This window comes from Bradyrhizobium genosp. A, assembly GCF_049949275.1.
In the GTDB taxonomy this organism is placed as follows: Bacteria; Pseudomonadota; Alphaproteobacteria; order Rhizobiales; family Xanthobacteraceae; genus Bradyrhizobium.
On the sequence record NZ_CP188196.1, the window covers coordinates 5,462,491 to 5,485,741 of the forward strand.

The window sequence follows — 23,251 nt, forward strand, 5'->3', positions numbered from 1 at the left end:
ATTGTCTTGAGCACTCGCCAACGAACGTGTAAGGCCGCAGCAGTTCTGTGCTGGTGATCGCTTGAACCCCCTTCCGCAAAATCTTGTGGCCGCGTCCGGCGATGACGTCCGTGCCCTACCGGCTGCAGTTCATCGCCTCCGTGCTGGCGATGATGGCCGACAATATCGAGCACGTGATCAGCTGTTGGGTGGCCGAGTGCTGCTGGCGCTGCTGTGTCTTCTCTATCTCCATCAGCGCGCGACGGGCAAGGCTGCAGGTTGACTCTCGTCTCTCCCCACCGCACGCTCTTCGCAACGGCCGGGGAGTTGAGGCATTGCGCAATCGCTGGGCTATTCTTGCGATCCTGTTCGTCGTTCGCCTCACCATCGCGTTCCAGTTTCAGAGCGTGGCGGCGGTCGCACCGTTGCTTGAAAAGACATTCGGCATTGGGCTCGCCGATATCGGCATCCTGATCGGGCTTTATTTCACACCGGGCGTCCTGCTGGCGCTGCCGGGCGGCGCGATCGGGCGAACCCTTGGCGACAAGCCGACCACGATCGCGGCGCTGCTGCTGATGACGGCGGGCAGCCTGGTGATGGCCACCACCGACATCTGGGGCCTGCAGATGGCGGGCCGGCTCGTCTCCGGCGCCGGCGGTGTGCTGCTGACGGTGCAGCTCACCAAGATGGGCACCGACTGGTTTGCCGGCAAGGAGATCGCAACCGCGATGGCGATCTTCGTTAACTCGTGGCCTGCCGGCGTTGCGATCTCGCTGCTGGTGCTGCCGGCGATCGGCACCGCCCATGGCGCCGGCGCCGTATTCGCAGCAACGGGCGCGCTGAGCGCGATCGGCGTTGCGCTGATCATGTTCTATCAGCCGCCGCCGGGCGCAACAGTCAGCAAAGCCGGCTCAGCTCGGCTCGATCCGCTCGCGTTGCTGGCGGTGGTTGTCGCCGGGCTGATCTGGGGCCTCTATAATGTCGGCTTCGCCATGATCTTCTCGTTCGGCCCCTCCTTGCTCGCCGAGCGCGGCTGGAGCATTGCGGCGGCAGGCTCGGCGATCAGCGTCGTGATGTGGCTGTCGGTGATCTCGGTGCCGGCAGGCGGCTATCTCGCCGATCGCTTCAAGCGGCCCTTTATATTGGCGATCGCGGCCAGCCTCGTGGTGGCCGCCCTGCTGGCCTGGTTGTCCCGGTCGGATGCCGTGATCACGATCCTGGTCCTGATCGGGCTGATTGGCGGCCATCCGGCCGGCCCGATCATGAGTCTCGCCGCCCGCGTGCTCGTCCCGGAGACCAGGGCAATCGGCATGGGCGTGTTCTACACCCTCTTCTATGGCGCCATGATGCTGGGGCCGGCGGTGGCGGGGTGGCTGGCCAAATCAGCCGGAACGGCCGCGGTCGCGCTCGACCTCGGCGCGGTGACGGTTTTGGCCTGCCCGCCGCTGATGTGGCTGTTTGAACGCATTGTGTCGGTTCGTGTTCGCCGCGCCAAATCATAACGCGGCATTAACCCTATGCACCTTAGGGTCGTGCTGGACTCCGCCCGGGCGGGGGGTCGGGTAGTGAAAATGGCGTTGGCGAACAAAAAATTTCTTCCGGCCGCCGAGGAACGTCGGCGTTTCCAGCGGGTGAAGGTCCACCTGCTCGGCCGTTACATGCTGCCGGATCGCCGTGAATTCCCCTGCCAGGTGATCAACATGTCGCCCGGCGGGCTGGCGCTGCTGGCGCCCGGCATCGGCAATGTCGGCGACCGCGTGGTCGCCTATCTCGACCATATCGGCCGGGTCGAGGGCAAGATCACCCGGATCATCGACAACGGTTTTGCCATGACGGTGGGCGCGACGCCGCGCAAGCGCGACAAGCTCGCGGCCCAGCTGACCTGGCTCGCCAACCGCGACATTCTCAACCTGCCGGAAGACCGCCGCCACGACCGTATCGTGCCGCGCAACCCGATCGCGGTGCTGACGCTCGAGGACGGCACCAAGATGACCTGCCGTATCATCGACCTTTCTCTGTCGGGCGCCGCCATCGCGGCTGAGAACCGCCCGCCGCTGAAATCAACGGTTATGCTCGGCCGGGTCCAGGGCCGTGTGGTCCGAAACCTCGAAGACGGCTTCGCGCTGGAGTTCTTGCACTCGCAGCCGATCGAGACTCTCGAAGAGAGCGTTACCGCGCGGTAAAGCGAAAGCGCGCCAAAACCGCTGTTTTCTCGGCCTCAAAGACGGCCTCCGCGATGCGGACGCCGCCTTTTTCGCGTCCGGCTGCAGTCTCACGCCGGTTAACGACGGCCTGTTCGTGCGCCCAAACAGCGGTTCCGCCAGCGTTTCCGCGTTAATCCCTACAATTTGAATCAATTGCAGTATTCTCAAATTTTACTCGAATTATATTCAAGTATAGATCGAATTCGCGGCGCCTTTTACTTGTATTCGTCTCGACTTGACTTGGCTGACTTAGCGGCAACTCAAAAGCTCCGTGCGAAATGTGGTCCCAACAAGAAACAGGGGCCGCAATGTTGGACTTCAGGGGACAGGGGAAGGCACTGGCACTTGCTGCCATGCTCTTCGGGATCAGCGCGGCAGCGCAGGCCGGTGAAAGCCGTCCGCTCTACGCGAGCCTCGGCGACACCACGCGTGCGCCGATCGGCTGGGTCGAGTTTTGTGCAGAGAATGCCGCTCAGTGTCAGGGCGGACCGACGCAGCCGCGCGACATCGTGATGTCGCAGACCGCGTGGCGCGACCTGACCAAGGTCAATCGCTGGGTCAACGAGACGATCAAGCCTTTGACCGACCAGGAGCACTGGGGCGTGATCGAGAAATGGTCGCTGCCGACCGACGGTTACGGCGACTGTGAAGACTACGTGCTGTTGAAGCGCAAGATGCTGATTGATGCCGGTTGGCCGCGCGAGGCCCTGCTCATCACCGTCGTGCGCGACAAGAAGGGTGAAGGACACGCAGTGCTGACGGTGAAGACTGACAAGGGCGAATTCATTCTCGACAATCAGAACGAGAGCGTCGTTGCCTGGACGGAGACCGGCTACCGCTTCGTCAAGCGCCAGTCGCAGGCCGATCCCAACGTCTGGGTTTCGCTCGGCGATACCAAGCCGGCGGTCTCCACCGCCAGCGCAAGAGACCAGTAAGCCGATCAGTAAGCCGATCAGTAGGAACGGAGACAACGAGTTACGCGACCCGGTCACATCCCCACCCCTCCCCGTCCCAGACCGGTTCGCGCGCGGCCAGCCATCCCCCAATGGCTGGCCGCAACTTTTTGAGGGCAAGCGCGGTTGGTCCCAGTTATGGGCAGTCAAAAACAAGCTCGCGAAGTCACTCCATCGCACATACGCGCCTTAGAGCCATTTCCGTTCCTATGGAATCGGAACGGGGCTCTAGATTCCTGTTTTGACGCGTTTTCTTAACGCGAACCGGTATCCACTTCGCTCGAAAACGCGCTAGTCCGCCCAAGTGCCCTCGCGAAGGTCCCAAGTACGATATCTCCAGAAGCCCGGCCAGCTCGTCACGAACGCGAAGCCATCACCTTGCAAATTAGCCTGCATCCCTTTGCCTCGAATACGACGTCGCTCGACAGGCACGATGCTCAGATCGAGTGACGGTGGAAGTTCTCCCGGTTGGGCAACGATCTTGAGGATCTCCTCAGCCGACTTTGCTGAAATTCCAAAACCGGGATATGGGTACCACCAGCCGTAACGATGGGGACTCCCGACCAGAATCGGCTCGTCATCCCCGATCTCGTAAAATTCCTGAAACCGATCCGCAGTTTCAGAGGCGCGCGTTCTCTCGTCCGACAGAATGTCTCGAATTGACTTGGCTGCGGCCAGCGCTCCGCACAGTTGAAACACCGTCTCGTAATTGGCCAATGCCACGCGACGCGCCGGAGTCGCACGCGGCCGTCCTCCGCCGCGTTCGCGGCCGCCATCATCGCCGCCGTCACCCGACCCACCTGTATCGTCCGCTTCGCGCTCGCGGTGCTCTTCCTCCCGCCGATACTCAATTTCAGGCGCCGTTCGCAAATTCATCTTTGACCGGTCGTCCTGCTGCTGCTCATCGTGGTGGAGTTCGGCTTCCGCCTTGGCAGGCGCCGGCTGGACTTGGCCTGCCGCCGCGGCCGATAGCGAGACCGGGACCTTGTGCGGCTGCACGGCAGTTTGGAATTCGTGCGAGCTGGCGATAGCGAGGGTCGACTCCTTGCTGCCGGGTACCGATCCATAGGCCACGCCATAGCCCGCAGCGATCAAGCATCCATCGGCCTTGGAGCCCAGATACTTCTTCACCTGTCCGCCGAAGGCCTTCTTGGCGAGCCGCTTGATGGCGGGGCGTGCGCCGCCCGTCTTGGAGAGACTTCCTTTCGCCTCGACGGCGATCAGTTGCCCCGGCTCGAAGCCGGCCTTCCCTCCTGGTTCATAAACGAAATCCGGTATTCGCTCATCGGTTATGTCGACGCCCTCCGCGATGACGAAACCAGCGTCGTTCCCGTTCGACCGCCAATGGCAGCCAAAATGCTCCATGACGAGATCTGCCACGGCCGCGCCAACCTCACCGGAGATCGCGGGCCTTATGTCGGCAAGAATTTTGACCTTGTCGCTGAAGCTGAACTCTGACTCCTCTCTCTCTCGAGAAAAACGTTGATACGCTGCGCAGTCGGCATTGCAACTGAGTGAGCAAGCTCCAATCGCTCTTCCTGAGTCAAATCCTTTTCCGGGAGAGCCATGGCCAGTGTCTTCGCCAGGGACATCACCAGATCTTCCCATTCAAAGGCGATTTCATCTGGCCATTCAAAATGAGCACCTGCGTCGCCGGACTCATTCGGCACATGGATAGAGTTCAGATCGCTGATGGACTTCCTTGGCGGCTTCCAATTCATAGCTACCTCCAGTCCTACGTGATGAAATGACTTAAACTATCATAAGTTGTTACCCCGGTCGACAGCCGCAATGATCTTCCAAGCCCGTGCGGCTCGCTTACGCGCCCAGCACGTCCGCGAGCCGCAGCTCGTCGGCGGCGGGATCCTTCAGGAACAGCTCGGCCTCGATCTCGTTCAGATGCGACAGCATCTGCGATCGCGCAGCCTGCTTGTCGCGTTGGCGGATCGCGGTGACGATCTCGGCGTGATGATCAGTGCCGCAGGCCGGCGTATCGTGACGGCGATAGAGCAGGATGATCAGCGAAGAGCGCGCGATCAGCTCTTTCAGGAAGCCGAGATAGATGCTGTGGCCGCTCATCTCGGCGATGAGCCGATGAAAGTCGCCGGAGAGCCGGACCAAGGCGCGCGCGTCGGCACGCAATTCGGCCTCGCGCTCTTCAGTGAGATGCTGCTGAAGGCGATTGATCCACGCGGGCGAGACGGCGTCGACAGCGTGATCGACGATGGTGGGCTCGATCAGGCGGCGCGCCTCGAAAACTTCGCGCGCGTCCGCTGGCGTCGGACGCGCAACGAAGGCGCCGCGGTTCTTCTCGATGTTGACGATGCCCTCATGCGCGAGCTGCTGCAGCGCGGTGCGAACCAGCGTGCGGCTCGCGCCATAGATCTCGCCGATCTCGTCTTCGCCGAGTTTTGTGCCCGGCAACAGGCGATGCTCGAGGATCGCCGCAGTCACGCCCTCTCTGATCCGGCTGACGCGATCGCTCACGTCGGGCGCATCGGATTTCGGGCGGGATTTGGCGGCCATTAGTTCGAAGGGCGGGTTTGAGGGCTCGGTCGACGACGTTCGATCTCGAATGGTAGTCGACGAGCTGTATCCAATCACAGGCGAAACTTTATACAATCTTCGCCCATTTTGTGTGCATACTACTGCCCACGCGGCGGGCCGCGCAGCTGCGCTGGATTCGATCTAACGATTTGACTCCACTGCACAGTTCTAAGATTCGGCCGGCCAAGGGCGGTTGGCACGGACCTTGCGGAGAGACGCGGAGCACCGCCCCTCCTTCGGACACACCATGGCCACTCCCGCCGCTCTCGAACTGGTCGCCGTCACCAAGCGCTACGACACGACGCTGGCGGTCGACACCGTCAATTTGAAGATTCCCGCCGGCACCTATTGCTGCCTGCTCGGCCCCTCCGGCTGCGGCAAAACCTCGACCCTGCGCATGATCGCGGGCCACGAGGCGGTCAGCGAGGGCGACATCATCCTGGGGCCGCAGAATGTCACCGATCTCGAACCCGCGAAGCGCGGCACGGCGATGATGTTCCAGTCCTACGCGCTGTTTCCCCACCTGAGCGTGCTCGACAATGTTGCGTTTGCCCTGAAAATGCGCGGCGTCGACCGGGCGACACGGCACAAGCGCGCCGGTGAGCTGCTTGAGCTGGTCGCGATGAGCCCTTACGCCGGCCGCCTGCCGGCACAGCTCTCCGGCGGCCAGCAGCAGCGCGTCGCGCTCGCCCGTGCGCTGATCACCGAGCCGCAGATCCTCCTGCTCGACGAGCCGCTGTCCGCGCTCGATCCATTCCTGCGGGTGAGGATGCGCGGCGAATTGAAACGGCTGCAGCGTGAGCTCGGGATCAGCTTCATCCAGATCACCCACGGCCAGGAAGAGGCGATGGCGCTCGCCGACCACATCGTGGTGATGAACCACGGCAAGATCGAGCAGCAGGGCACCGCCCGCGACATCTTCCACCATCCCCGCACCGAATTCGTGGCCCGCTTCATCGGCGGCCACAACGTCCTCAGCGACGCCGGCAGCCTCATCGCCGTGCGCGCCGATCAGCTCGGCATCAAGCCGGTCACTGACGGCGCGTTCGGCGCGCCGGCGCTGCTGACCCAGACCGAGTACCAGGGCTCCTACGTCGCCGTCTCGCTCACGCTCGACGACGGCACCACCCTGTTCTCCCACGTTCCCGAAGCCACCTTCGACGTCCACCCGTTCCGTCCGGGCGATCGCGTGCTGGTCACCTGGGATCCCACCAAGGCGCAACGTCTGCAATAGCGCCGTCGTCTCTAGAAAATGCGCAACACAGAGGAGTGACTGGAATGACCGAGACCACCAAAAAGACCGGCGTCAGCCGCCGCACGCTACTCAAGAGCACCGCGGGTCTGGCAGGCCTTGCCGCCGGCTCCGGCGCCATCACCGGCTTCCCCTACGTGATGTCGGCCGAACCGAAGGTGCTGCGCTATCTCGGCACCGCCGTGAACGAGGGCGACGACATCTCCAAGCAGTGCCTGAAAGACACCGGCATCAAGATCGAATACATCACCGCGACCACCGACGACGTCACCAAGCGCGTGATGACCCAGCCGAACTCCTTCGACGTGCTGGACACCGAATATTTCTCGCTGAAGAAGCTGGTGCCGTCGGGCAACATCCTTGCCCTCGACGCCAAGAAGATCAAGGAATTCGACAACATCACGCCGGTCTTCACCAAGGGTGAAACGCCCGGCGGCAAGAAAATCGGCAATCAGGGCACCGCGCCTTGGAAGGTGCTCTATCTCGAAGGCAAGGACTCCAAGACCTTCTCCAAGACGGCGACCGAGTTCGTCACGCTGATCCCGACCGTCTACAACGCCGACACGCTCGGCATCCGCCCCGATTTGATCAAGCGCCCGATCAGCTCGTGGTCGGAGTTGCTCAATCCCGAATTCAAGGGCAAGGCCTCGATCCTCAACATCCCCTCGATCGGCATCATGGATGCCGCGATGGTCGTGGAAGCCACCGGCAAGTACAAATATGCCGACAAGGGCAACATGACCAAGGAAGAGATCGATCTCACCATGAAGGTGATGACCGAGGCGAAGAAGGCCGGCCAGTTCCGCGCGTTCTGGAAGGACTTCAACGAGAGCGTCAACCTGATGGCTTCGGGTGAGACCGTCATCCAGTCGATGTGGTCGCCGGCGGTGACGAAGGTGCGCTCGATGGGCATCGCCTGCACCTTCCAGCCGCTGAAGGAAGGCTATCGCTCCTGGGCGTCCGGCTTCTGCGTCTCCAAGGGCGTCTCGGGTCCCAAGCTCGACTGGGCCTATGAGTTCGTGAACTGGTTCCTGTCCGGCTATGCCGGCGCCTATCTCAACCGCCAGGGCTATTACTCGGCCGTGCTCTCGACCGCGAAAGCCAACATGGAGCCCTACGAGTGGGCTTACTGGATGGAAGGCAAGCCGGCCGAGAAGGACATCAAGGCGCCCGACGGCTCGCTGCTGGAGAAGGCCGGCGCCGTGCGCGACGGCGGCTCCTACGAGGACCGCATGGGCGGCGTCGCCTGCTGGAACGCCGTGATGGACGAGAACGACTACATGGTCCGCAAGTGGAACGAGTTCATCGCCGCGTGATGGATACGTCGGAAGACATCCTGCAACAGGCATCCCCGGGATTGATCCCGGGGTCGGGCACAGCGCGCGCCGCAAAGCCGACGCGCCTGTCGCCCTCCCTCATCTCCTGGCTTCAGGCCGGGCCGATGATGCTGGTGTTTCTCGCCTTCTTCCTGATCCCGCTCGTCTTCGTCGTCATCGTCTCGTTCTGGGACTACAACGAATATCAATTGCTGCCGGTCTTCTCGGGCCGCGGCTACACCGACACGTTCGAAGGTTGCATCGCGCAGCTCCCCGATCTCTGCACCATCGCCAAGACCTATCTGAAGACGCTGAAGCTGTGCTTCCTGGTCTGGGCCATCACCCTCTTCATCGGCTTCTGGGTCGCCTATTTCCTCGCCTTCCACGTCAAGTCCAAGACCTGGCAGATGGGACTGTCGCTGCTCTGCACGATCCCGTTCTGGACCTCCAACGTCATCCGCATGATCGCGTGGATCCCGCTGCTCGGGCGCAACGGCCTGGTGAACTCCGGCCTGATGAAGACAGGCCTGATCAATCAGCCGGTGGAATGGCTGCTGTTCTCCGAATTCTCCGTGGTGCTGGCGCTGGTTCACCTCTTCACCTTCTTCATGGTGGTGCCGATCTTCAATTCGATGATCCGCATCGACAAGTCGCTGATCGAGGCCGCCTATGACGCCGGCGCCACCGGCTTCCAGACGCTGGTCAACGTCATCATTCCACTCGCCAAACCCGGCATCGTGATCGGCTCGATCTTCGTCATCACTATCGTGATGGGCGACTTCATCACCATCGGCGTGATGGGTGGCCAGCAGATCGCCGCGGCCGGCAAGATCATCGAGACCCGGGTGAACGCGCTGCAATTCCCGGCCGCGGCCGCCAATGCCGTGATCCTGCTCGTCATCACCTTCCTGATCATCACCATGATGTCGCGCATCGTCGACATCAAGAAGGAGCTGTAGGCGATGAAGGAAGGACGCCCGCGCTCATTCTACGTTCTCGCGATCTTCTTCACGGCCTATGTGCTGTTTCTCTATGGCCCGATGATCGCGATCTACGTGCTGTCGTTCCAGGGGCCGCAGGGCGGCCTCACCTTCCCGATGAACGGCGTGTCGACCTACTGGCTGGCAAAGCTGTTCCAGGGCACCGGCATCGTCGACCTCGGCGCGGCTTTCCGCCGCTCGCTGCTGCTCGGAATCATCGTGATGGCGGTCACGGTCGTGCTATCGGTCGCTGCCGGCATGGCCTTCCGCAGGAAGTTCAAAGCGCAGAGCATTCTGTTCTACTCGGCGATCGCGAGCCTCATCGTGCCCTCGATCATCACCTCGCTCGGGATCTCGCTCGAATTCCGCATCATCGACGATCTGATCAAGGCACATTGGAACGAGAATTTCGAGACCTCGATGGGCCTGCTTACCTCCGGGCTCGGCGCGCACCTGACCTGGACGCTGCCGTTCGGCCTCCTGATCATGTTCGCGATCTTCAACCGCTTTGATCCCAGGCTCGAGGAAGCCGCGCGCGATCTCGGCGCGACGCCGTGGCAGGCCTTCCGTCATGTCGTGCTGCCGATCATCCTGCCGTCGGTGATCGGCATTGGCCTGTTCGGCTTCACGCTATCGTGGGACGAGCTCGCGCGCTCCAGCCAGGCGATCGGCGCCGTGAATACATTGCCGCTCGATCTCCAGGGCCTCACCACGACCGTGACGAACCCGGACATCTATGCGCTCGGTACCATCATCTCCGCAGTGTCCTTTGCGGTGATCACGCTTGCGCTCGGCACCATCCACATGCTCAACAAGCGCCAGGCGGCCAAGGGCTCGGACGCCGGCAAAGGGCTCGTCTGATCGCGATGCGACTGCACGTCGTCAATCCCAACACCACTGCCACGATGACGGCGAAGATCGCCGCGGCGGCGCGCGCGATCGCGCTGCCCGACACCGTGATCGATGCCCGCCAACCCGCGATGGGCCCCGTCTCGATCGAGGGATTTTACGACGAGGCCTTCGCCGTCCCCGGCATGCTCGGTTGCATCCGCGAAGCAGACCGCGACGGCGCAGACGCGCATATCATCGCCTGCTTCGACGACACCGGCCTCGACGCCGCACGCGCTGTGGCGAAGACGCCGGTGATCGGTATCGGCGAAGCCGGCTTTCACGTCGCAAGCCTGATCGCAGCGCGCTTTGCCGTGGTGACCACGCTCGGTGTCTCCATCGTGCCGATCGAGCATAATTTGCGGAAGTACGGCCTCGCCGAGCGCTGCGCCCGCGTGCGGGCCGCCGAGGTCCCTGTGCTCGCGCTCGAGGACCGCAACGCAGACGCCCTTGGCAAAATCTCCACGGAAATCACGGCCGCGATCCGCGACGACCGCGCCGAGGCCATCGTGCTCGGGTGCGCCGGCATGGCCGATCTGACCGCCGAGCTTTCCGTTGCGCACGGTCTGCCGGTGGTCGACGGCGTCGCGGCTGCGGTCACCCTGGCCGAGGGACTGGTGCGGCTTGGACTGATGACCTCCCGGCTCGGCCCTTACGCGTCGCCGCGTTCAAAGACCTATGCCGGTCCATTCGCGCCGTTTCAGCCGTAAGTCTGCGGTCCACGCGCTGATAGCGCGATCAATTTTTATGTATTTGTCATAAGCGTCCCCGGTTTCGCCCGAACCTGTGCTAAGAGGTCGCACCAGTATTTTTACGGGGTTTGTATGAAAAAGAACGATGTCACGTGCTCAGCGTGCGGGGCGGGTTTTCGGCGACTTGAGCTCGCTACGCCGCCGGCCAACACAGGCGAGTATCGCTGTCCGGCCTGTGACGAAGTTTTGGAGACGTTCGACGGGAGCGCCTTCATTGCCTATCGCATGACGATCCAGCCTTCGTTGAAGGCCGTGCGCCCGTAACGGCATCGTTGCTCGCCCCGCCGCGCCTTAGCGGCACGGTGGGCTGCTGAGCGTACTCTGATATTGCCCGCTCAACCCGAATTCGGCCTGGGCGGGATTTCTTTTGGGCGTGCCGGCTCGCCCGCCAGAGTCGTCGCCCTGGGTCAATTGCGCTTTTTCCACCGGCGGCCACCGTTTCGTCCCATTTGTTGCTGAACTGTAACGCTTTCGGGACGTCCCGCCCGCCTTGTTCTGCGTTCTTGTGCTGCCGCTGTTCGCCACTCGCCAAGTTTCAATTTGGGTTTTGTCAGCGATGATCGATCTCGCAGAGAACACACCGTCCAATCCGCTCCTCCGTCTCGGTGCCCAGCCGATCGCGTTGACGGCCGCAGCGCTGCTGCTGCTGATCGCCGGCGTCACCTCGATCGCGATCTGGCGCGCCTATACCGGCGCTGCGCCCGAGACCGACCGGGTGATCGCATCGCGGCAGCTTCAGGCGCGCACGGCGCAGGCCTCCGAGCAGCTCGTCGAGAAGACCAAGGGGCTGGAGGCGACCCAGCAGGAATCGATCGACCAGCTCCAAGTCGTGCAGGACCAGCTTTTGACCATGAAGCGGCTGCTCGCTTCGCAGCAGGCCGACACCAAGCGCCTGTCGGACCAGGTCGCCAGTTTGAACGAATCGATCGACGGTCTGCGGCAATCCTTTGCCAGTGTCCGCTCCACCGAGGCGGATACGCCCTCGGTTACCCCGAGGAAACCTGCGCGTCACCGCCATGCCAGCGCCCGCAAACGCTCAGGCGACTGATTAGATCCCGCGCCGCCGCCTTTTATTTTCGCCACTTGTGAAATGGATCACATTCGTCCGTATGATTCCGCGCGATGCTCGCCCATACCGGATGGCGTGAGCCGATTTCAATATCCGGGGCTGGCAAGGTCGTTGACGGTATACTGCGTCAACGGCCTTGTTTTTTACTGCCTCGGTACTCTGGTGCCTCGGCCAGGCACCGGCGCTAATCGCAGCCCCTATTCACAGACCTGGGCGCGGCGGACGCGCCAGCCCCATTGCGTCATGATCCGCTTCCGCACGAGGTAGCACTGCGCGCCATAGTCCTCGTAGCCGACGCCATAATAATAGGGATTGCCATAGTACGGGTAGCCGTAGCCATAGGCACCATAATAGCCGGCGCCCGCTATGCCGGCGCCAATTGCGACACCAGGCCAGAAGCCGCCGCCGTGCCAGCCGTGGCCCCAGCCGCCGTGTCCCCAGCCACCGCCGCCGCCCCAATGGCCGCCGCCCATATGGCCACCTCCGCCGAAACCGCCCCGCGCCTGCGCCGCCTGGGGCGCTGCAAGACCGACTGCTGCGACAGCCAGTGCGGCCATGATCATCTTGCGTAACATCAACTCATCCTCCGCGTGGAAACCGTCCACACTCCAAAGAGAGGCCAAGCTAATGTCACTCGATCAGGGATGATAGGCGAACAGGCTCACTTCCACGCGAGCATCAGCAGCCACGGCAGATGCTCTTCATCTTCTTGTCGAGCTGCCGGTTTTCGGCGCTCACCGTTGCATCAGCGTCGGAGTTCGTTCGGGAAGCGGCGCCAGTGGTGATGCCGGGCGCCGTGTTCGCGCCGGAAGATTGCGCCGTGCCCGAGCTGTTGGTGCCGGGCGGCGGCGCTGGTGCATTGGCAACGCCGCCAGTCGATCCGGTCGACCCGCCGGTGGTTTGCGCGAACGAGATCGCCGGCATCGCGGCGAGAGCGAAGATCACGATCAACGTCTTGATGGAAGCGCTTGCGGACGATCTGGTCATCGGAGATTCTCCCTGCCTCACCAACGGCTGCGGCAAAGACAGGTTCCGGAACCAATCCCGTCACATCAGCTTGAAACGGGGATGCAGCCACGATCATGCGCAAGAGCGCGAGGCTCGACGATTCAGCGAACAGCGCCGCGCCGCAAGGTCAGGAAGACGACGAGACGATGACAGAGCGCTACGCAGCTGCCACCATCTTCTCTGTTCGGTCCTCGACCAGGGTCACGAACATGTGGGATTCTTCGCCGGCCCCGCCGATCTGGACCCGGCGGGCCGAGATCACGCGGCGCCCGCGCGCCGGATTGTCGATGGTGTCGATGATCGGTTCGAGCTGCTGCTTCTGCGCGAGAAGTTGCTGGTCGCGCCGCTCGATCAGCTCGGCCGCCTCGGCGGAGAACAATTCCCGTGCGGTCTTGCCGATGATCTCGCCCCGCGACATGCCGATCATCTTCTCGGCTGCCTTGTTGACGAAGACGTAGCGCTGGTTGCGTGCATCCTTGGCGATGATGCCTTCGGTCACGTTCTCGATGATGGTGGCGAGAAAGCGCTCCATGCGTTCGAGAATGCGCTCGCGCTGGCGCTGTTCTGTGACGTCCTCCTGCACCGACACCCAGCCCCCGCCATCCATCGGACGCTCATAGATCTTGATGGTGCGGCCGTCGTTCAGGGCGATCTCATTGGCCGCCGGTTCGCGCTTGGCGATGCGCTCGCGAACGGCCGCGACATATTTTGCGACGTCGCCACTGAACAACCCGCTCTTGACCCGGTGCTGGAGGATTTCCTCGAGCGTCGATCCCGCTTGGATGGTTTCGGGCAGATTGTAGATCCGCCGGTAATTGGTGTTCATGGCGACCACGGCTGCCTTGCCGTCGAGCATGATCAGGCCCTGCGGCATGCTGTTGATCGCGGCCGAGAGCTGCCACTTCTTGGCCTGGTACTTGTCGTTGAACGTGTCGCGCTCGGTCCTTGCCGCGTCGCGCGCTTGCGCGGTACCGAGCTCGAGCTCCTCCAGCTCGAAAATGCGCGCCACCGCGTCGCGGAAGTGCTGCACGGCGCGCGCAAGACGTCCGATCTCGTCGTGACGGCCCAGATGCGGCACCTCGCTCTCGACGTCCCCGTCCGCAATCCGGTCGGTCGCCTGCGTGATCTCGGCCAGCGCGCCGACCACCGAGCTCCGCATCACGACGACATTGAGGCCGGCGAGAACAAGCGCGACGAGTCCGAGCATGAACAGATAGGCTGCGGCGTGGTGGTTCTCGTCCGCGAGATCGTCGGCCTCGCTGGTCCGCTGCCGGTAGATGCGTTCGAGCGTCTCGAGGTCGACGTTGAGCTTGCTGCGCAGCGTCCGGTTGGCATCATTGTCGCCCCACTCGCGCGCTGCCGCCGGGCTGATCTCGAGCCCGCGTCGCACCAGCTCCTGGCGGAAGTCGATGAATTGCGCGATGCGCTGACGGAAGCGCGCCAATTGCTCGGCGTCGTCGTCGCCGGCGGTCCGCTCCATGCTCTTCACCGCGCCAGCGAGCTCGCGATTGCGCCGCACCAGCTCGTCGGCAAACGGCTTCGCCGCACCGCGGTCACTGGACATGTAGATGCCGCGCGATTCCATCACGATGGCGTAGATCAACGCGTTGATGCGTCCGACGTTGATCGCCGCCTCCGCGGAGGTCGCATGCATGTGGCGATAAGTGGTCTGCAACCGGACCGTCTGGACCGACATCACGAGCAGGAAGATGGTGACGATCGCGAGAAAGCCCGCGATGCTGTACACCTTCTCCGCGACGCTGAGCGTGTCGGTACCGCCCGCGAAGCGAGCGAATTTCTTAAATAACTTGGTTCCGGCGTCGAGCCTGGATCCCAGTGCCGCAGCGCCCATGGCGACGCTCCTCCTGGTTGTAAGCGCGCCAAGGTAGCCTGATTGCGCTAGCGGAGGATTAAATTTCCGGCAGGTATTGTTACGGGCAGGTATTGTTACGGTATGGAGCCGCGCCGATCGGCGGGTCCGCGTCCATCTTTATCCGATCCGCTTCAGGCCGTTCTTGAAGCGCGGACCGTTGGCGACATAGAACCGCGCCGCGCTTCCCATCTTCTGCACCTGGGCGTCGTCGAGCGTGCGGATCACGCGCGCGGGCGAGCCGATGATCAGCGAGCGCTCGGGAAACTCCTTGCCCTCGGTGATGACGGAGCCGGCGCCGACGATGCTGTTGCGGCCGATCCTGGCGCCATTCATCACGATCGAGCCCATGCCGATCAGCGCGCCCTCTTCGACCGTGCAGCCGTGCAGGATTACGTTGTGGCCGACGGTGCAGTCCTTGCCGATGACCATGGGAAAGCCGAGATCGGTGTGGCAGGTCGAGCCGTCCTGCACGTTGGCGCCCTCGCCGATCTCGATCCACTCATTGTCGCCGCGCAGCACCGCACCGAACCAGACGCTCGCGCCCGGCTTCAGGCGCACGCGGCCGATCACGGTCGCGGTCTCCGCGATGAAATAATTGCCGTCAGAGGGAAGGTCGGGCGCCTGCCCGTCGAGCTCGTAGATCGCCATGGAGGTCTCCTGTCGCTTCAACCTCAGCCATAGCGAAACGACGGCGCGGAGGCAAAGGGCCGCCGCAGCAGGCAGCCCGGCAAGGCGTCAGCCCAGCACGCCGGTCGCGCGCAGCGTCATCAGGAAGAAGGTGCCGCTCATCATGCTCCAGAAGCCGGCGATGACGGTCGCCATCATCACGAACTCGAAGCGGCGGCTCTCCAGCCGCATGCCGCGCAGCGTGTTGCGCATGATGATGAAGGGCGCCGCGAACACCAGGAACGGCACCGCTGCGAACGTCTTGGGAGCCACGCCCTCCTGCAACAGCCCGAAACCGGCGGGCCGTTGCGACATCGCCTGGTATCCATTTGCGAGGGCGCCCGCGAGCGCGAAGCCGATGCAGATCGAGAAGAGAGTGTTGAAAGCTTCAGGTGTCATCGGAACAGTCCGCCCATACGCAACGCGAGGTACCTTCCTGTGACAAATCGTGCCGGTTAACGCTACATTATCCTTAAGCGAAGGTTAACGCTGCCGCCCGGGCCACGCAGAGCCCTCCCCGTTCCCGGCAGCCGGGAACCTTCCGCGAAATCGCCGCCGCATGGCATATTCGCCGGTGATTCGTCGGCCACCGGCCGACCCGGGCCATTTGCGCGACGTCATGACAGTGTTTTCGGCAACCTCCCCACGCTCTTCCAGGACGCGCGCCCGGGCGCATCTCGTCCCGTTTGCGCTCACCGGCGTATTCGCGGCGAGCGCGATCGCGCTGGTTGCCTATCTGCTGTGGCCGACCTGGAGCACGGGCGGTGCTGACGCGCCGGACAAGCTGCCGGTCAGCGTCGGCGGAACGCTGTTCAACCTGCCGATATCGGCGATCCGGATGAAGATCCAGCGGCACTCCGGACCGCAGGAGCGCATCGATCTCGACTTCCTCTATCCCTCGCTGGAAGCGCCGAACGGGCCGCGGCACGTGACTGCTGATACCGTGGACACGGCCATGCAGCCGATCGACCGCATCTTCCTGTCGATATCAGCGCATCACGATGCGCTGTCGCCCGAGCAGCGAACCGCGACGATCTATCCGCGCTATTTCGACCAGGCTGCGGCGACACCGGACGACGGGTTGACGATGCGGATGTTCCGCAGCGACACGCCCTATGGCAGCGAGGATTTCTATTCCGCGACGAGCCCCGCGCTCACGGCGCGCTGCACGCGCGATGCAGCGACGCCAGGCATGTGCCTGTCCGAGCGCCGCGTCGGCGCCGCCGACCTCACCTTTCGCTTTCCGCGCAGCTGGCTGTCGCAATGGCGTGACGTCGCGGACGCGATGGAGAAGCTGACGGTGCAGCTGCGCGGGCCGAGGGGCTGAGCGGCCTCTCGCCCCGCCGCGAGACCCGCCTGGACTGACGCCTACAGCCCAAAACTCGAAAACAACCCCATGCACAGTAGCCAAGCACTTGGCATGACTTCGCATTTTTAGAATCTTGGCCTATTCGTCATGCCGTGATCGATTTGCGTTATGCGACCACCCGTCTCGCGGCCCTGCGAAAATTCGACCCACCTCGCGAGATTTCGCATTTTTCGAATTCTAGCTTGACCCGTCGGGCAAAACAGGGGCATTATCCCATTATGAGGTGATCGACTTGGATGATGCAGCAGCAAATCTGCCGCCAGGCGCCCAGCTCTTGGGACGCGAATGGATTGGCACTGACGAGAGCGGGCATGCCGTGATCCGCTTCCAGGCTCAGGTCGCGTTCACCAACAGGCACGGGACTGTCCAGGGCGGATTTCTCGCAGCGATGCTCGATTCCGCCACGGGCGTTTGCGCGCTCGCAAACCTCTCGCCCGAGCTGACCGTGGTCACCAGGAGCCTCGACACGCGCTTCGTGAAACCTGCGGCGGTGGGAGTCATCACGGCGCGGGCGCGGGTGATAGAGCAGACGAAGCGCGACATGGTCGTGCAAGCCGAGCTGATCGATGCGGAGGGCGTGACGGTTGCTGAGGCCACTGCACGGCTGCGCATTCTGGCAAAGAAATAGAGCCATGGGGCCGCGGTGGTAGCATCCGTCATTGCGAGCGAAGCGAAGCAATCCAGATTGCATTCGCGGAGACGCTGCGCTCCCTCGCCGCGGGGCCACGACGAGCTTCGCTCGCGCTGAGAGGGTGGGGTGAGGGGGACTCTCCCCGGGGACGGTGATAACTGGACTCGCGGAGAGTCCCCCTCACCCGAAATACAAGCTGTGCTTGAATGTCGACCTCTCCCCGCAAGCGGCAGGGCTATCGCATTTGAGCGCTTTTGCTGCGGCCATCCTTCGAGACGCCCGCTTTGGGCGGGCTCCTCAGGATGAGGGCGGAGTATGCGGCGCCAGTTTCAACGGAGACCAATGCCGATTAGCCTCATCCTGAGGAGACCGCGGAGCGGTCGTCTCGAAGGACGAGGCGCGCGCTCAGGCGACCGCCAAGAGTCATATGCGATGGCCCTGCCGCAAGCGGCGAGAGGTGAAGGGAAACACTATTCCTGATCGACCAGATCGTCCTCGAGGATCGCCATCTGGAACTGGAACGAGCGATCATCGTCCTCGTCGTCGACGAAAAGCACGCCGATGAACTCTTCGCCGATATAAACCTCGGCGGAGTCATCCTTCTTCGGCCGCGGCACGACGCGGATCTTGGGATTGCCGAATACGCGCTTCAGATACGCATCTAGCTTTCTGACTTCTTTGACGTCCACGGCAAGTCTCCGATCAAAATTGGTCGGCGGGTTTTAGGACGAGACGCCGCGAACCGCCAGCATGAATTGCCAAAGAATTTGGGGACGAAAAGCGCCGGACAATCCGGCCCTTAACGCGCGAGTCTCAAAGCCCCATTGCGTTGATCATCTGGTCCATGGTGCGCGACGGCTCGGCACAGCCGGCCTCGCCGACGATCTTGGCCGGCACGCCGGCAACCGTGACGTTGTGGGGCACCGGCTTGACCACGACAGAGCCAGCGGCGATGCGGGCGCAATGGCCGATCTCGATGTTGCCGAGGATCTTCGCGCCGGCGCCGATCAGGACGCCGTGACGGATCTTCGGATGACGGTCCTCGTTCTCCTTGCCGGTGCCGCCGAGCGTAACGCCGTGCAGGATCGAGACGTCATCCTCGATCACCGCGGTCTCACCGCAGACGAAGCCGGTGGCATGGTCGAGGAAGACGCCGCGGCCGATGCGCGCGGCCGGATTGATGTCGGTCTGGAACACCGCAGAGGCGCGGCTCTGGAGGTAATAGGCAAAATCCTTGCGGCCCTTCAGGTAGAGCCAGTGCGCGAGGCGATGGGTCTGAAGCGCGTGAAAGCCCTTGAAGTAAAGCAAGGGATCGATGAAGCGCGAAGTCGCGGGATCGCGGTCGTAGACGGCGACCAGGTCGGCGCGGAAGGCATTGCCGAGATCGGGATCGTCGCGCAGCGCCTCGTCAAAGGTCTGGCGCACCAGATCGCCCGAGAGCGCGGCATGGTCGAGCCGGTCGGCGACACGGTGGATCACGGAATCCTCGAGGCGGCTGTGATGCAGCACCGTCGAATAGATGAAGGTCGCAAGCTCGGGCTCGCGATGGACGATGTCCTCGGCCTCGCCGCGAATCCGGTCCCAGATCGGATCGAGCGATGCGAGCTTTCCTCCCGGATTGACCTGATGCACTGCCATAAGATCTGCTCTTTCGAATTGGCTCGTTTGTTGGCTTTATAACACAGCTTAGGCGACAAAGTCCTGACGGGCTTGCCTGAGAGTGAACCGTGCCTTGCCCCGCGAAAGCATACCAACGCGTTGAAACACAACAGATTCTTCCGGCGCCCCCAAGCGGCAAGGTCGGCTCAAAATGGTCAGAGTCTCGCCAAATTCAAGCCGGGCGGCGTCAAACTATTGGTGAATTTCGCCTCAACCGTTATTGCGGGCATGGTCCGGAAGAGGACGGAGCGGATTTGAGCATCACCACCGATCAATTGCGCGCGCGCGCCGCTGATACCTTTTGGCTGCGGCTGGCGGCGGTGGCTCTGCCCCTCCTCATGATCGCGCCGGCGTTCTGGAACGGCTATCCGCTGTTGCAATGGGATACCGGCGGCTATCTGGCGCGCTGGTACGAGGGCTATCTCGTGCCGAGCCGGTCCACCGTGTTCGGCCTCTATCTGCATTACGGCGAGAATTTCGGCTTCTGGATCAACCTTGCGGTCCAGTCGCTGGCGACACTGTGGCTGTTGCAGCTGACGCTGCGCGTGCTCGCCCTGATGCAGACATTCCGCTTCGTCGCGATCAGCCTGCTGCTGATCCTGTCGACGGCGCTGCCCTGGCTCGCCAGCATGCTGCTCACCGACATCTTTGCGGGGCTGGCGCTGCTGTCGCTGTTCCTGCTGATCGTTGGTGCAAGCCGGACTTCGGTGCTCGAAAAAATCTCGCTGTTCGTCTTCACCGCCTTTGCCGCCGCGACCCACAGCGCCACGCTCGGCGTGCTGTTCGGGCTCTGCGTCGCCGGCTGGATGATGCGGCCGTTCCTCGGGCGCCGTCTCCCGATCGCGGGACTGGCGCAGGCCAGCCTCACGATCGTCGCGGGCGGCCTGATGCTGATCTCGGCGAACCACGCGCTATCGGGCAAATGGGCCTGGACGCCCGGCGGCACCGGCGTCGCCTTCGGCCGCATGATGCAGGACGGCATTGTCGCGCGATTCCTGAACGACCATTGCCCGCACGAAAAGTTCAAGCTCTGTCCCTATCGCAACGAGCTGCCGGCGACCGCCGACGAGTTCCTGTGGGGCCACAGCATGTTCAACACGCTCGGCCGCTTCGATGGGCTCAACGACGAGATGGGCACCATCGTCGTGCAATCGCTCGCGGCCTATCCGGCCTGGCAGGCCGAGGCGGCGTTGCAGGCGATGGGCCAGCAATTGCTCCATGTGGCGACCGGCGAAGGCGCCAGTGTCTGGATCCCGCATACCTACGGCATCATCGAGCGTTATATCCCGGCGCAGGTCGCGCCGATGCGCGCGGCGCGCCAGCAGAATTGGGGCCTCGATTTCGACTACGTCAACTGGCTGCACGTGCCGGTCGCGCTGGTCTCGATGCTGGGGCTGCTCGCACTGCTCGGACACGCGCTCGCCCATCGAAGGCTCGACGATCTGACGCTGCTGGCCGCGACGGTGACGCTTGCCTTGCTCGGCAACGCCTTCATCTGCGGCGTGATCTCGGGCCCGCATGACCGCTACGGCGCGCGCATGGTGTGGGTTGCGACCTTCGTGGTGCTGATGGCGCTGTTTCGATCGATCGGCGACGACGACGAGACGGCAGAAGAGACCTCAGCCGCGGCGTGACAGGAAATCCAGCACGCCGGTCTTGTAGACCTTGTCGCCGACCGCGCGCATGTGATCGCGGCCCGGAATATCGAGCACTTCCGAGCCGGGAATGATCGCGCCGAGCGCACTGGCAGATCCCGCGACATCATCGGTCGAGCCGACCGCAATCAGCACGGGCACATCGATCCGCGCGGCCTCGTCCTTCGTCATGAGATCGCGCGTGCCGCGCAGGCAGGCCGCAAGGGCACGGCGGTCGGAGCGGGTCTGATCGGCGAACGCGCGAAACGTGCGACCGACGGGATCGGTGACGTCGTCGAGCGAGGCCGCTTCCAGCGCCTTCGCCACGTTCTCGCCTGGTCCGGTGCCCTCGATCAGGCCGCCGATGCCGATGCCGCCGAGGATCGCCGAGCGCAGGCGCTGCGGCTCGTTGAGGCCGAGCCAGGCCGTCATCCGCCCGCCCATGGAATAGCCCATGATGTCGGCCTGCGGGATCGCGAGATGATCCATCAGCGCGAGCACGTCGCCGGCCATGGTCGGGATCGAGTACTGCGCCGGCTCGTAGAGCTTTGCGCTCTCGCCATGGCCGCGATTGTCCAGCGCAATGACGCGGCGGCCGTTCTTGCGCAGCTCCGAGACCCAGGTCGGATAGACCCAGTTCACGTTCTTGTTCGAGGCAAAGCCGTGCACCAGGATGATCGGATCGCCCTCGCCTTCGTCGAGATAGGCAATTTCAACGGCGCCGTTGTGAAAGCTCGGCATCATCAGTTCCGCAGTGTTTTGGGGGAAGATTGATCTTAGGCCGTGACGGCCGTGTTTGCCAGAGCGGCCTCAGCGGCGGCCTGCGCCCGGCGGAGCCGCCGCGCCCGTCTGCGATCGCACCAGGCTTGTGTCAGGCGCTCGGTGGTCGCCTTGATCGAGGATAACAGGCCGAACAGCGTCAACGCCGCGCCGAACAGCCAGAGCGTGAGATCGAATGCGCCGCCGACGAGCAGCAGCGCGCCGCGGCCAAGCAGCTTCATGATCGCGCGCGTCTTGCCGCCTTGCGCTTCCGCAAGCCGCGCCGCGCGCGCAACATCCTTCGGACCCTCGGCGATGCGCAGCGTGTCCATGGCACCGCGCGTGCCGGTCTTCTCGGCCACGCGCGTGACGTCCTTGCCGAGCCGGACCAGCGCACCGGCCTTCTCGACGCGGAACGCGGCCTTGATCGCGCTCACGGTCTCACCTGGACGAAACACCGACCCCTTGGCGACCGCGTTCTGAAGCATCGGCGTGTCGACCACTTCGCGCGCGGACCGGCCTGCCCATGCGGCGAGACCTTCGCCGAGCCGCCCGACCTTGCGGGCATCCTTCACCAGTGTCAGCCCGGCGCGCACCGGCGCCGCGCCGCCGGCCGACACATAGGTCACGGCCGTCACCGCGAGGCCCGCGGTCGCAAGGCCGAGCACAAGGCGGTCGGTGTCCTCACCCATGGCGAAATGCTTGCTTTCGCGCACGACGTCCCTGATATCGCCGATCACGAAGAGATCGCCGGCCACCGTTCCCGAGAGACTCGCGACATCGTCGGCATTGCCGGTGACGAGCCCGGTGGCAAAGCGCTTGGCGAAATGCGAGGTGGAATTTTCGATTTTGACGGCGTCGCTGACCCGGCTCAAGAGATCGTCGGGCAGCGCGATGTTGCGATCACGCGCGAGCGCGACAAAACTGTCGGCGAGATCGGCGTCGCCGGCGCTAAGCGCTGCCTCGATATTGTCCTGAACCAGGCGGTCGTTGTGCGCGAGAGCCGCATCGAGCTTGAGCTCGGACAGGGCCGCCGGATCGTTTTGGGCAGCCAGAATTGCGCCTGCCTCGCGGGCATGCGGCGCCACCTGCGCGAGCACAATGCCGCATGCAGCGATCCCGATCAACGCTGAGCTGATTCGCAGCCATTTCATGTTGAAAGCCTGGACGGTCCTAAGATCAATTGCGCCTGATGGTTCGTCTTTCGCCGCAATTGTACGCGTCCACTGACATAGTATGCCAAAATTGCGACACAACGTCCCCGACGAAAGAAGGGCTTCTCTCAGGCCGCAAGATTGTGTCGAATTTGCATGAGCAAACGAGCATGGGGCAATTGCGAACCTTTCGGTTCCGCCGGGCTAGCAATCACCTGAACCCATCAGTATGGTTCGCGGCGTCGAAATTATGCTGCGTCACTGCTGATTGTGTCTGCCGCCATTGCCACTCCAGGATGAACTACGATGTCCGACCATGTCGTTCCGCACTTCCATAACGATGCCGGTGTCCCCGTCATCGAGATCGGCTCGAAAGAGTTCATGTGCGTCGGCGCCAACCCTCCGTTCGATCATCCGCACGTGTTCCTGGACCTCGGCAACGACAACGAGATCATCTGCCCGTACTGCTCGACGCTGTACCGCTTCGCCGCCGACCTGAAGGCTGGCGAAGCCCGTCCGCCGGAGTGCGTGCTGAAGGACAAGGCGGCCTGACGCTCA

At 63.3% G+C, this 23,251-nt stretch carries 25 protein-coding genes; 13 read left to right on the top strand and 12 right to left on the bottom strand.

From position 1 onward, the window contains the following. Nucleotides 1-314 precede the first annotated feature (314 nt). The 3 genes from ACP2YP_RS25520 (at nt 315) to ACP2YP_RS25530 (ending at nt 3,118) form a co-directional block, all read left to right on the top strand. Nucleotides 315-1,481, top strand: coding sequence for a CynX/NimT family MFS transporter (locus tag ACP2YP_RS25520; protein ID WP_426419042.1), 1,167 nt, complete (start codon nt 315-317; stop codon nt 1,479-1,481). A 69-nt stretch (nt 1,482-1,550) separates the two neighbouring features. Beyond that, nucleotides 1,551-2,162: a PilZ domain-containing protein gene (locus tag ACP2YP_RS25525; protein WP_212331855.1), complete on the top strand. Its 612-nt coding sequence runs from the start codon at nt 1,551-1,553 to the stop codon at nt 2,160-2,162. Between the two features lie 329 nt (nt 2,163-2,491). Then, nucleotides 2,492-3,118, top strand: a complete 627-nt coding sequence (locus ACP2YP_RS25530; protein ID WP_426419043.1) for a transglutaminase-like cysteine peptidase — start codon at nt 2,492-2,494, stop codon at nt 3,116-3,118. Nucleotides 3,119-3,427: 309 nt separating this feature from the next. On the opposite strand, the gene ACP2YP_RS25535 is transcribed toward ACP2YP_RS25530, so the two are convergent. The 3 genes from ACP2YP_RS25535 to ACP2YP_RS25545 form a co-directional block, all read right to left on the bottom strand. After that, nucleotides 3,428-4,516 (bottom strand): hypothetical protein, encoded by a 1,089-nt coding sequence (locus ACP2YP_RS25535; RefSeq protein ID WP_426419044.1) that lies wholly within the window; start codon nt 4,514-4,516, stop codon nt 3,428-3,430. 32 nt (nt 4,517-4,548) lie between these two features. After that, on the bottom strand, nt 4,549-4,857 hold the full coding sequence (locus tag ACP2YP_RS25540; RefSeq protein WP_426419045.1) for a hypothetical protein: 309 nt from the start codon (nt 4,855-4,857) through the stop codon (nt 4,549-4,551). Nucleotides 4,858-4,954: 97 nt separating this feature from the next. Beyond that, the gene (locus ACP2YP_RS25545; protein ID WP_426419046.1) at nt 4,955-5,662 is read right to left on the bottom strand and encodes a GntR family transcriptional regulator; all 708 of its coding nucleotides are present in this window, start codon (nt 5,660-5,662) and stop codon (nt 4,955-4,957) included. 268 nt (nt 5,663-5,930) lie between these two features. Between ACP2YP_RS25545 and ACP2YP_RS25550 the strand changes: the two genes are divergently transcribed. From ACP2YP_RS25550 to ACP2YP_RS25575, 6 genes are all read left to right on the top strand, one after another. After that, entirely contained in the window at nt 5,931-6,917 is a 987-nt protein-coding gene (locus ACP2YP_RS25550; RefSeq protein ID WP_426419047.1) for an ABC transporter ATP-binding protein, read from the top strand. 44 nt (nt 6,918-6,961) lie between these two features. Further along, the gene (locus ACP2YP_RS25555; protein ID WP_426419048.1) at nt 6,962-8,251 is read left to right on the top strand and encodes an ABC transporter substrate-binding protein; all 1,290 of its coding nucleotides are present in this window, start codon (nt 6,962-6,964) and stop codon (nt 8,249-8,251) included. Next, nucleotides 8,251-9,210 (top strand): ABC transporter permease, encoded by a 960-nt coding sequence (locus ACP2YP_RS25560; RefSeq protein ID WP_426426269.1) that lies wholly within the window; start codon nt 8,251-8,253, stop codon nt 9,208-9,210. The genes ACP2YP_RS25555 and ACP2YP_RS25560 overlap by 1 nt, the downstream gene beginning before the upstream one ends. A gap of 3 nt (nt 9,211-9,213) precedes the next feature. After that, nucleotides 9,214-10,092: an ABC transporter permease gene (locus ACP2YP_RS25565; protein ID WP_426419049.1), complete on the top strand. Its 879-nt coding sequence runs from the start codon at nt 9,214-9,216 to the stop codon at nt 10,090-10,092. A 5-nt stretch (nt 10,093-10,097) separates the two neighbouring features. Continuing rightward, entirely contained in the window at nt 10,098-10,829 is a 732-nt protein-coding gene (locus ACP2YP_RS25570) for an aspartate/glutamate racemase family protein (protein WP_426419050.1), read from the top strand. A 598-nt stretch (nt 10,830-11,427) separates the two neighbouring features. Next, entirely contained in the window at nt 11,428-11,919 is a 492-nt protein-coding gene (locus ACP2YP_RS25575) for a hypothetical protein (RefSeq protein WP_426419051.1), read from the top strand. Between the two features lie 218 nt (nt 11,920-12,137). On the opposite strand, the gene ACP2YP_RS25580 is transcribed toward ACP2YP_RS25575, so the two are convergent. From ACP2YP_RS25580 to ACP2YP_RS25600, 5 genes are all read right to left on the bottom strand, one after another. Further along, on the bottom strand, nt 12,138-12,515 hold the full coding sequence (locus tag ACP2YP_RS25580) for a hypothetical protein (protein WP_426419052.1): 378 nt from the start codon (nt 12,513-12,515) through the stop codon (nt 12,138-12,140). A gap of 103 nt (nt 12,516-12,618) precedes the next feature. Continuing rightward, a complete protein-coding gene (locus tag ACP2YP_RS25585) occupies nt 12,619-12,927 on the bottom strand; it encodes a hypothetical protein (RefSeq protein WP_426419053.1) in 309 nt (102 codons plus the stop codon). 178 nt (nt 12,928-13,105) lie between these two features. Continuing rightward, a complete protein-coding gene (locus tag ACP2YP_RS25590) occupies nt 13,106-14,800 on the bottom strand; it encodes a PAS-domain containing protein (RefSeq protein ID WP_426419054.1) in 1,695 nt (564 codons plus the stop codon). Between the two features lie 138 nt (nt 14,801-14,938). Beyond that, nucleotides 14,939-15,469, bottom strand: a complete 531-nt coding sequence (locus tag ACP2YP_RS25595) for a gamma carbonic anhydrase family protein (RefSeq protein ID WP_426419055.1) — start codon at nt 15,467-15,469, stop codon at nt 14,939-14,941. A gap of 87 nt (nt 15,470-15,556) precedes the next feature. Beyond that, nucleotides 15,557-15,886: a DUF6949 family protein gene (locus tag ACP2YP_RS25600; RefSeq protein ID WP_254132361.1), complete on the bottom strand. Its 330-nt coding sequence runs from the start codon at nt 15,884-15,886 to the stop codon at nt 15,557-15,559. A 220-nt stretch (nt 15,887-16,106) separates the two neighbouring features. Between ACP2YP_RS25600 and ACP2YP_RS25605 the strand changes: the two genes are divergently transcribed. Together ACP2YP_RS25605 and ACP2YP_RS25610 are read left to right on the top strand one after the other, a co-directional pair. Next, a complete protein-coding gene (locus tag ACP2YP_RS25605; RefSeq protein WP_426419056.1) occupies nt 16,107-16,814 on the top strand; it encodes a hypothetical protein in 708 nt (235 codons plus the stop codon). Between the two features lie 265 nt (nt 16,815-17,079). Further along, nucleotides 17,080-17,484: a PaaI family thioesterase gene (locus tag ACP2YP_RS25610; protein ID WP_426419057.1), complete on the top strand. Its 405-nt coding sequence runs from the start codon at nt 17,080-17,082 to the stop codon at nt 17,482-17,484. Nucleotides 17,485-17,957: 473 nt separating this feature from the next. On the opposite strand, the gene ACP2YP_RS25615 is transcribed toward ACP2YP_RS25610, so the two are convergent. Next, entirely contained in the window at nt 17,958-18,176 is a 219-nt protein-coding gene (locus ACP2YP_RS25615) for a DUF3126 family protein (RefSeq protein ID WP_007602550.1), read from the bottom strand. A gap of 124 nt (nt 18,177-18,300) precedes the next feature. Next, complete coding sequence (gene cysE / locus ACP2YP_RS25620; RefSeq protein WP_426419058.1) at nt 18,301-19,125, bottom strand: serine O-acetyltransferase; 825 nt, start codon at nt 19,123-19,125, stop codon at nt 18,301-18,303. A 275-nt stretch (nt 19,126-19,400) separates the two neighbouring features. Here cysE and ACP2YP_RS25625 point away from each other — a divergent pair, with 275 nt between their 5' ends. Beyond that, nucleotides 19,401-20,780, top strand: coding sequence for a hypothetical protein (locus tag ACP2YP_RS25625; RefSeq protein ID WP_426419059.1), 1,380 nt, complete (start codon nt 19,401-19,403; stop codon nt 20,778-20,780). Here ACP2YP_RS25625 and ACP2YP_RS25630 read toward each other — a convergent pair. Continuing rightward, a complete protein-coding gene (locus tag ACP2YP_RS25630) occupies nt 20,766-21,521 on the bottom strand; it encodes an alpha/beta fold hydrolase (protein ID WP_426419060.1) in 756 nt (251 codons plus the stop codon). The two genes, ACP2YP_RS25625 and ACP2YP_RS25630, sit on opposite strands and share 15 nt — an antisense overlap. Before the next feature lie 35 nt (nt 21,522-21,556). Next, nucleotides 21,557-22,693 carry a hypothetical protein gene (locus ACP2YP_RS25635; RefSeq protein WP_426419061.1) on the bottom strand — a complete coding sequence of 379 codons (1,137 nt, stop codon included), beginning with the start codon at nt 22,691-22,693 and terminating at the stop codon, nt 21,557-21,559. A 306-nt stretch (nt 22,694-22,999) separates the two neighbouring features. Between ACP2YP_RS25635 and ACP2YP_RS25640 the strand changes: the two genes are divergently transcribed. Then, a complete protein-coding gene (locus ACP2YP_RS25640) occupies nt 23,000-23,245 on the top strand; it encodes a zinc-finger domain-containing protein (protein ID WP_426419062.1) in 246 nt (81 codons plus the stop codon). The last annotated feature ends 6 nt before the right edge of the window (nt 23,246-23,251 follow it).

Excerpts from the sequence above, each read along its gene's own strand:
- ACP2YP_RS25525 (WP_212331855.1), top strand. The coding sequence starts at position 1,551 with ATGGCGTTGGCGAACAAAAAATTTCTTCCGGCCGCCGAGGAACGTCGG.
- ACP2YP_RS25530 (WP_426419043.1), top strand. The coding sequence starts at position 2,492 with ATGTTGGACTTCAGGGGACAGGGGAAGGCACTGGCACTTGCTGCCATG.
- ACP2YP_RS25540 (WP_426419045.1), bottom strand. The coding sequence starts at position 4,857 with ATGAATTGGAAGCCGCCAAGGAAGTCCATCAGCGATCTGAACTCTATC.
- ACP2YP_RS25545 (WP_426419046.1), bottom strand. The coding sequence starts at position 5,662 with ATGGCCGCCAAATCCCGCCCGAAATCCGATGCGCCCGACGTGAGCGAT.
- ACP2YP_RS25550 (WP_426419047.1), top strand. The coding sequence starts at position 5,931 with ATGGCCACTCCCGCCGCTCTCGAACTGGTCGCCGTCACCAAGCGCTAC.
- ACP2YP_RS25555 (WP_426419048.1), top strand. The coding sequence starts at position 6,962 with ATGACCGAGACCACCAAAAAGACCGGCGTCAGCCGCCGCACGCTACTC.
- ACP2YP_RS25560 (WP_426426269.1), top strand. The coding sequence starts at position 8,251 with ATGGATACGTCGGAAGACATCCTGCAACAGGCATCCCCGGGATTGATC.
- ACP2YP_RS25565 (WP_426419049.1), top strand. The coding sequence starts at position 9,214 with ATGAAGGAAGGACGCCCGCGCTCATTCTACGTTCTCGCGATCTTCTTC.
- ACP2YP_RS25570 (WP_426419050.1), top strand. The coding sequence starts at position 10,098 with ATGCGACTGCACGTCGTCAATCCCAACACCACTGCCACGATGACGGCG.
- ACP2YP_RS25575 (WP_426419051.1), top strand. The coding sequence starts at position 11,428 with ATGATCGATCTCGCAGAGAACACACCGTCCAATCCGCTCCTCCGTCTC.
- ACP2YP_RS25580 (WP_426419052.1), bottom strand. The coding sequence starts at position 12,515 with ATGTTACGCAAGATGATCATGGCCGCACTGGCTGTCGCAGCAGTCGGT.
- ACP2YP_RS25585 (WP_426419053.1), bottom strand. The coding sequence starts at position 12,927 with ATGACCAGATCGTCCGCAAGCGCTTCCATCAAGACGTTGATCGTGATC.
- ACP2YP_RS25590 (WP_426419054.1), bottom strand. The coding sequence starts at position 14,800 with ATGGGCGCTGCGGCACTGGGATCCAGGCTCGACGCCGGAACCAAGTTA.
- ACP2YP_RS25595 (WP_426419055.1), bottom strand. The coding sequence starts at position 15,469 with ATGGCGATCTACGAGCTCGACGGGCAGGCGCCCGACCTTCCCTCTGAC.
- ACP2YP_RS25600 (WP_254132361.1), bottom strand. The coding sequence starts at position 15,886 with ATGACACCTGAAGCTTTCAACACTCTCTTCTCGATCTGCATCGGCTTC.
- ACP2YP_RS25605 (WP_426419056.1), top strand. The coding sequence starts at position 16,107 with ATGACAGTGTTTTCGGCAACCTCCCCACGCTCTTCCAGGACGCGCGCC.
- cysE (WP_426419058.1), bottom strand. The coding sequence starts at position 19,125 with ATGGCAGTGCATCAGGTCAATCCGGGAGGAAAGCTCGCATCGCTCGAT.
- ACP2YP_RS25630 (WP_426419060.1), bottom strand. The coding sequence starts at position 21,521 with ATGCCGAGCTTTCACAACGGCGCCGTTGAAATTGCCTATCTCGACGAA.
- ACP2YP_RS25635 (WP_426419061.1), bottom strand. The coding sequence starts at position 22,693 with ATGAAATGGCTGCGAATCAGCTCAGCGTTGATCGGGATCGCTGCATGC.
- ACP2YP_RS25640 (WP_426419062.1), top strand. The coding sequence starts at position 23,000 with ATGTCCGACCATGTCGTTCCGCACTTCCATAACGATGCCGGTGTCCCC.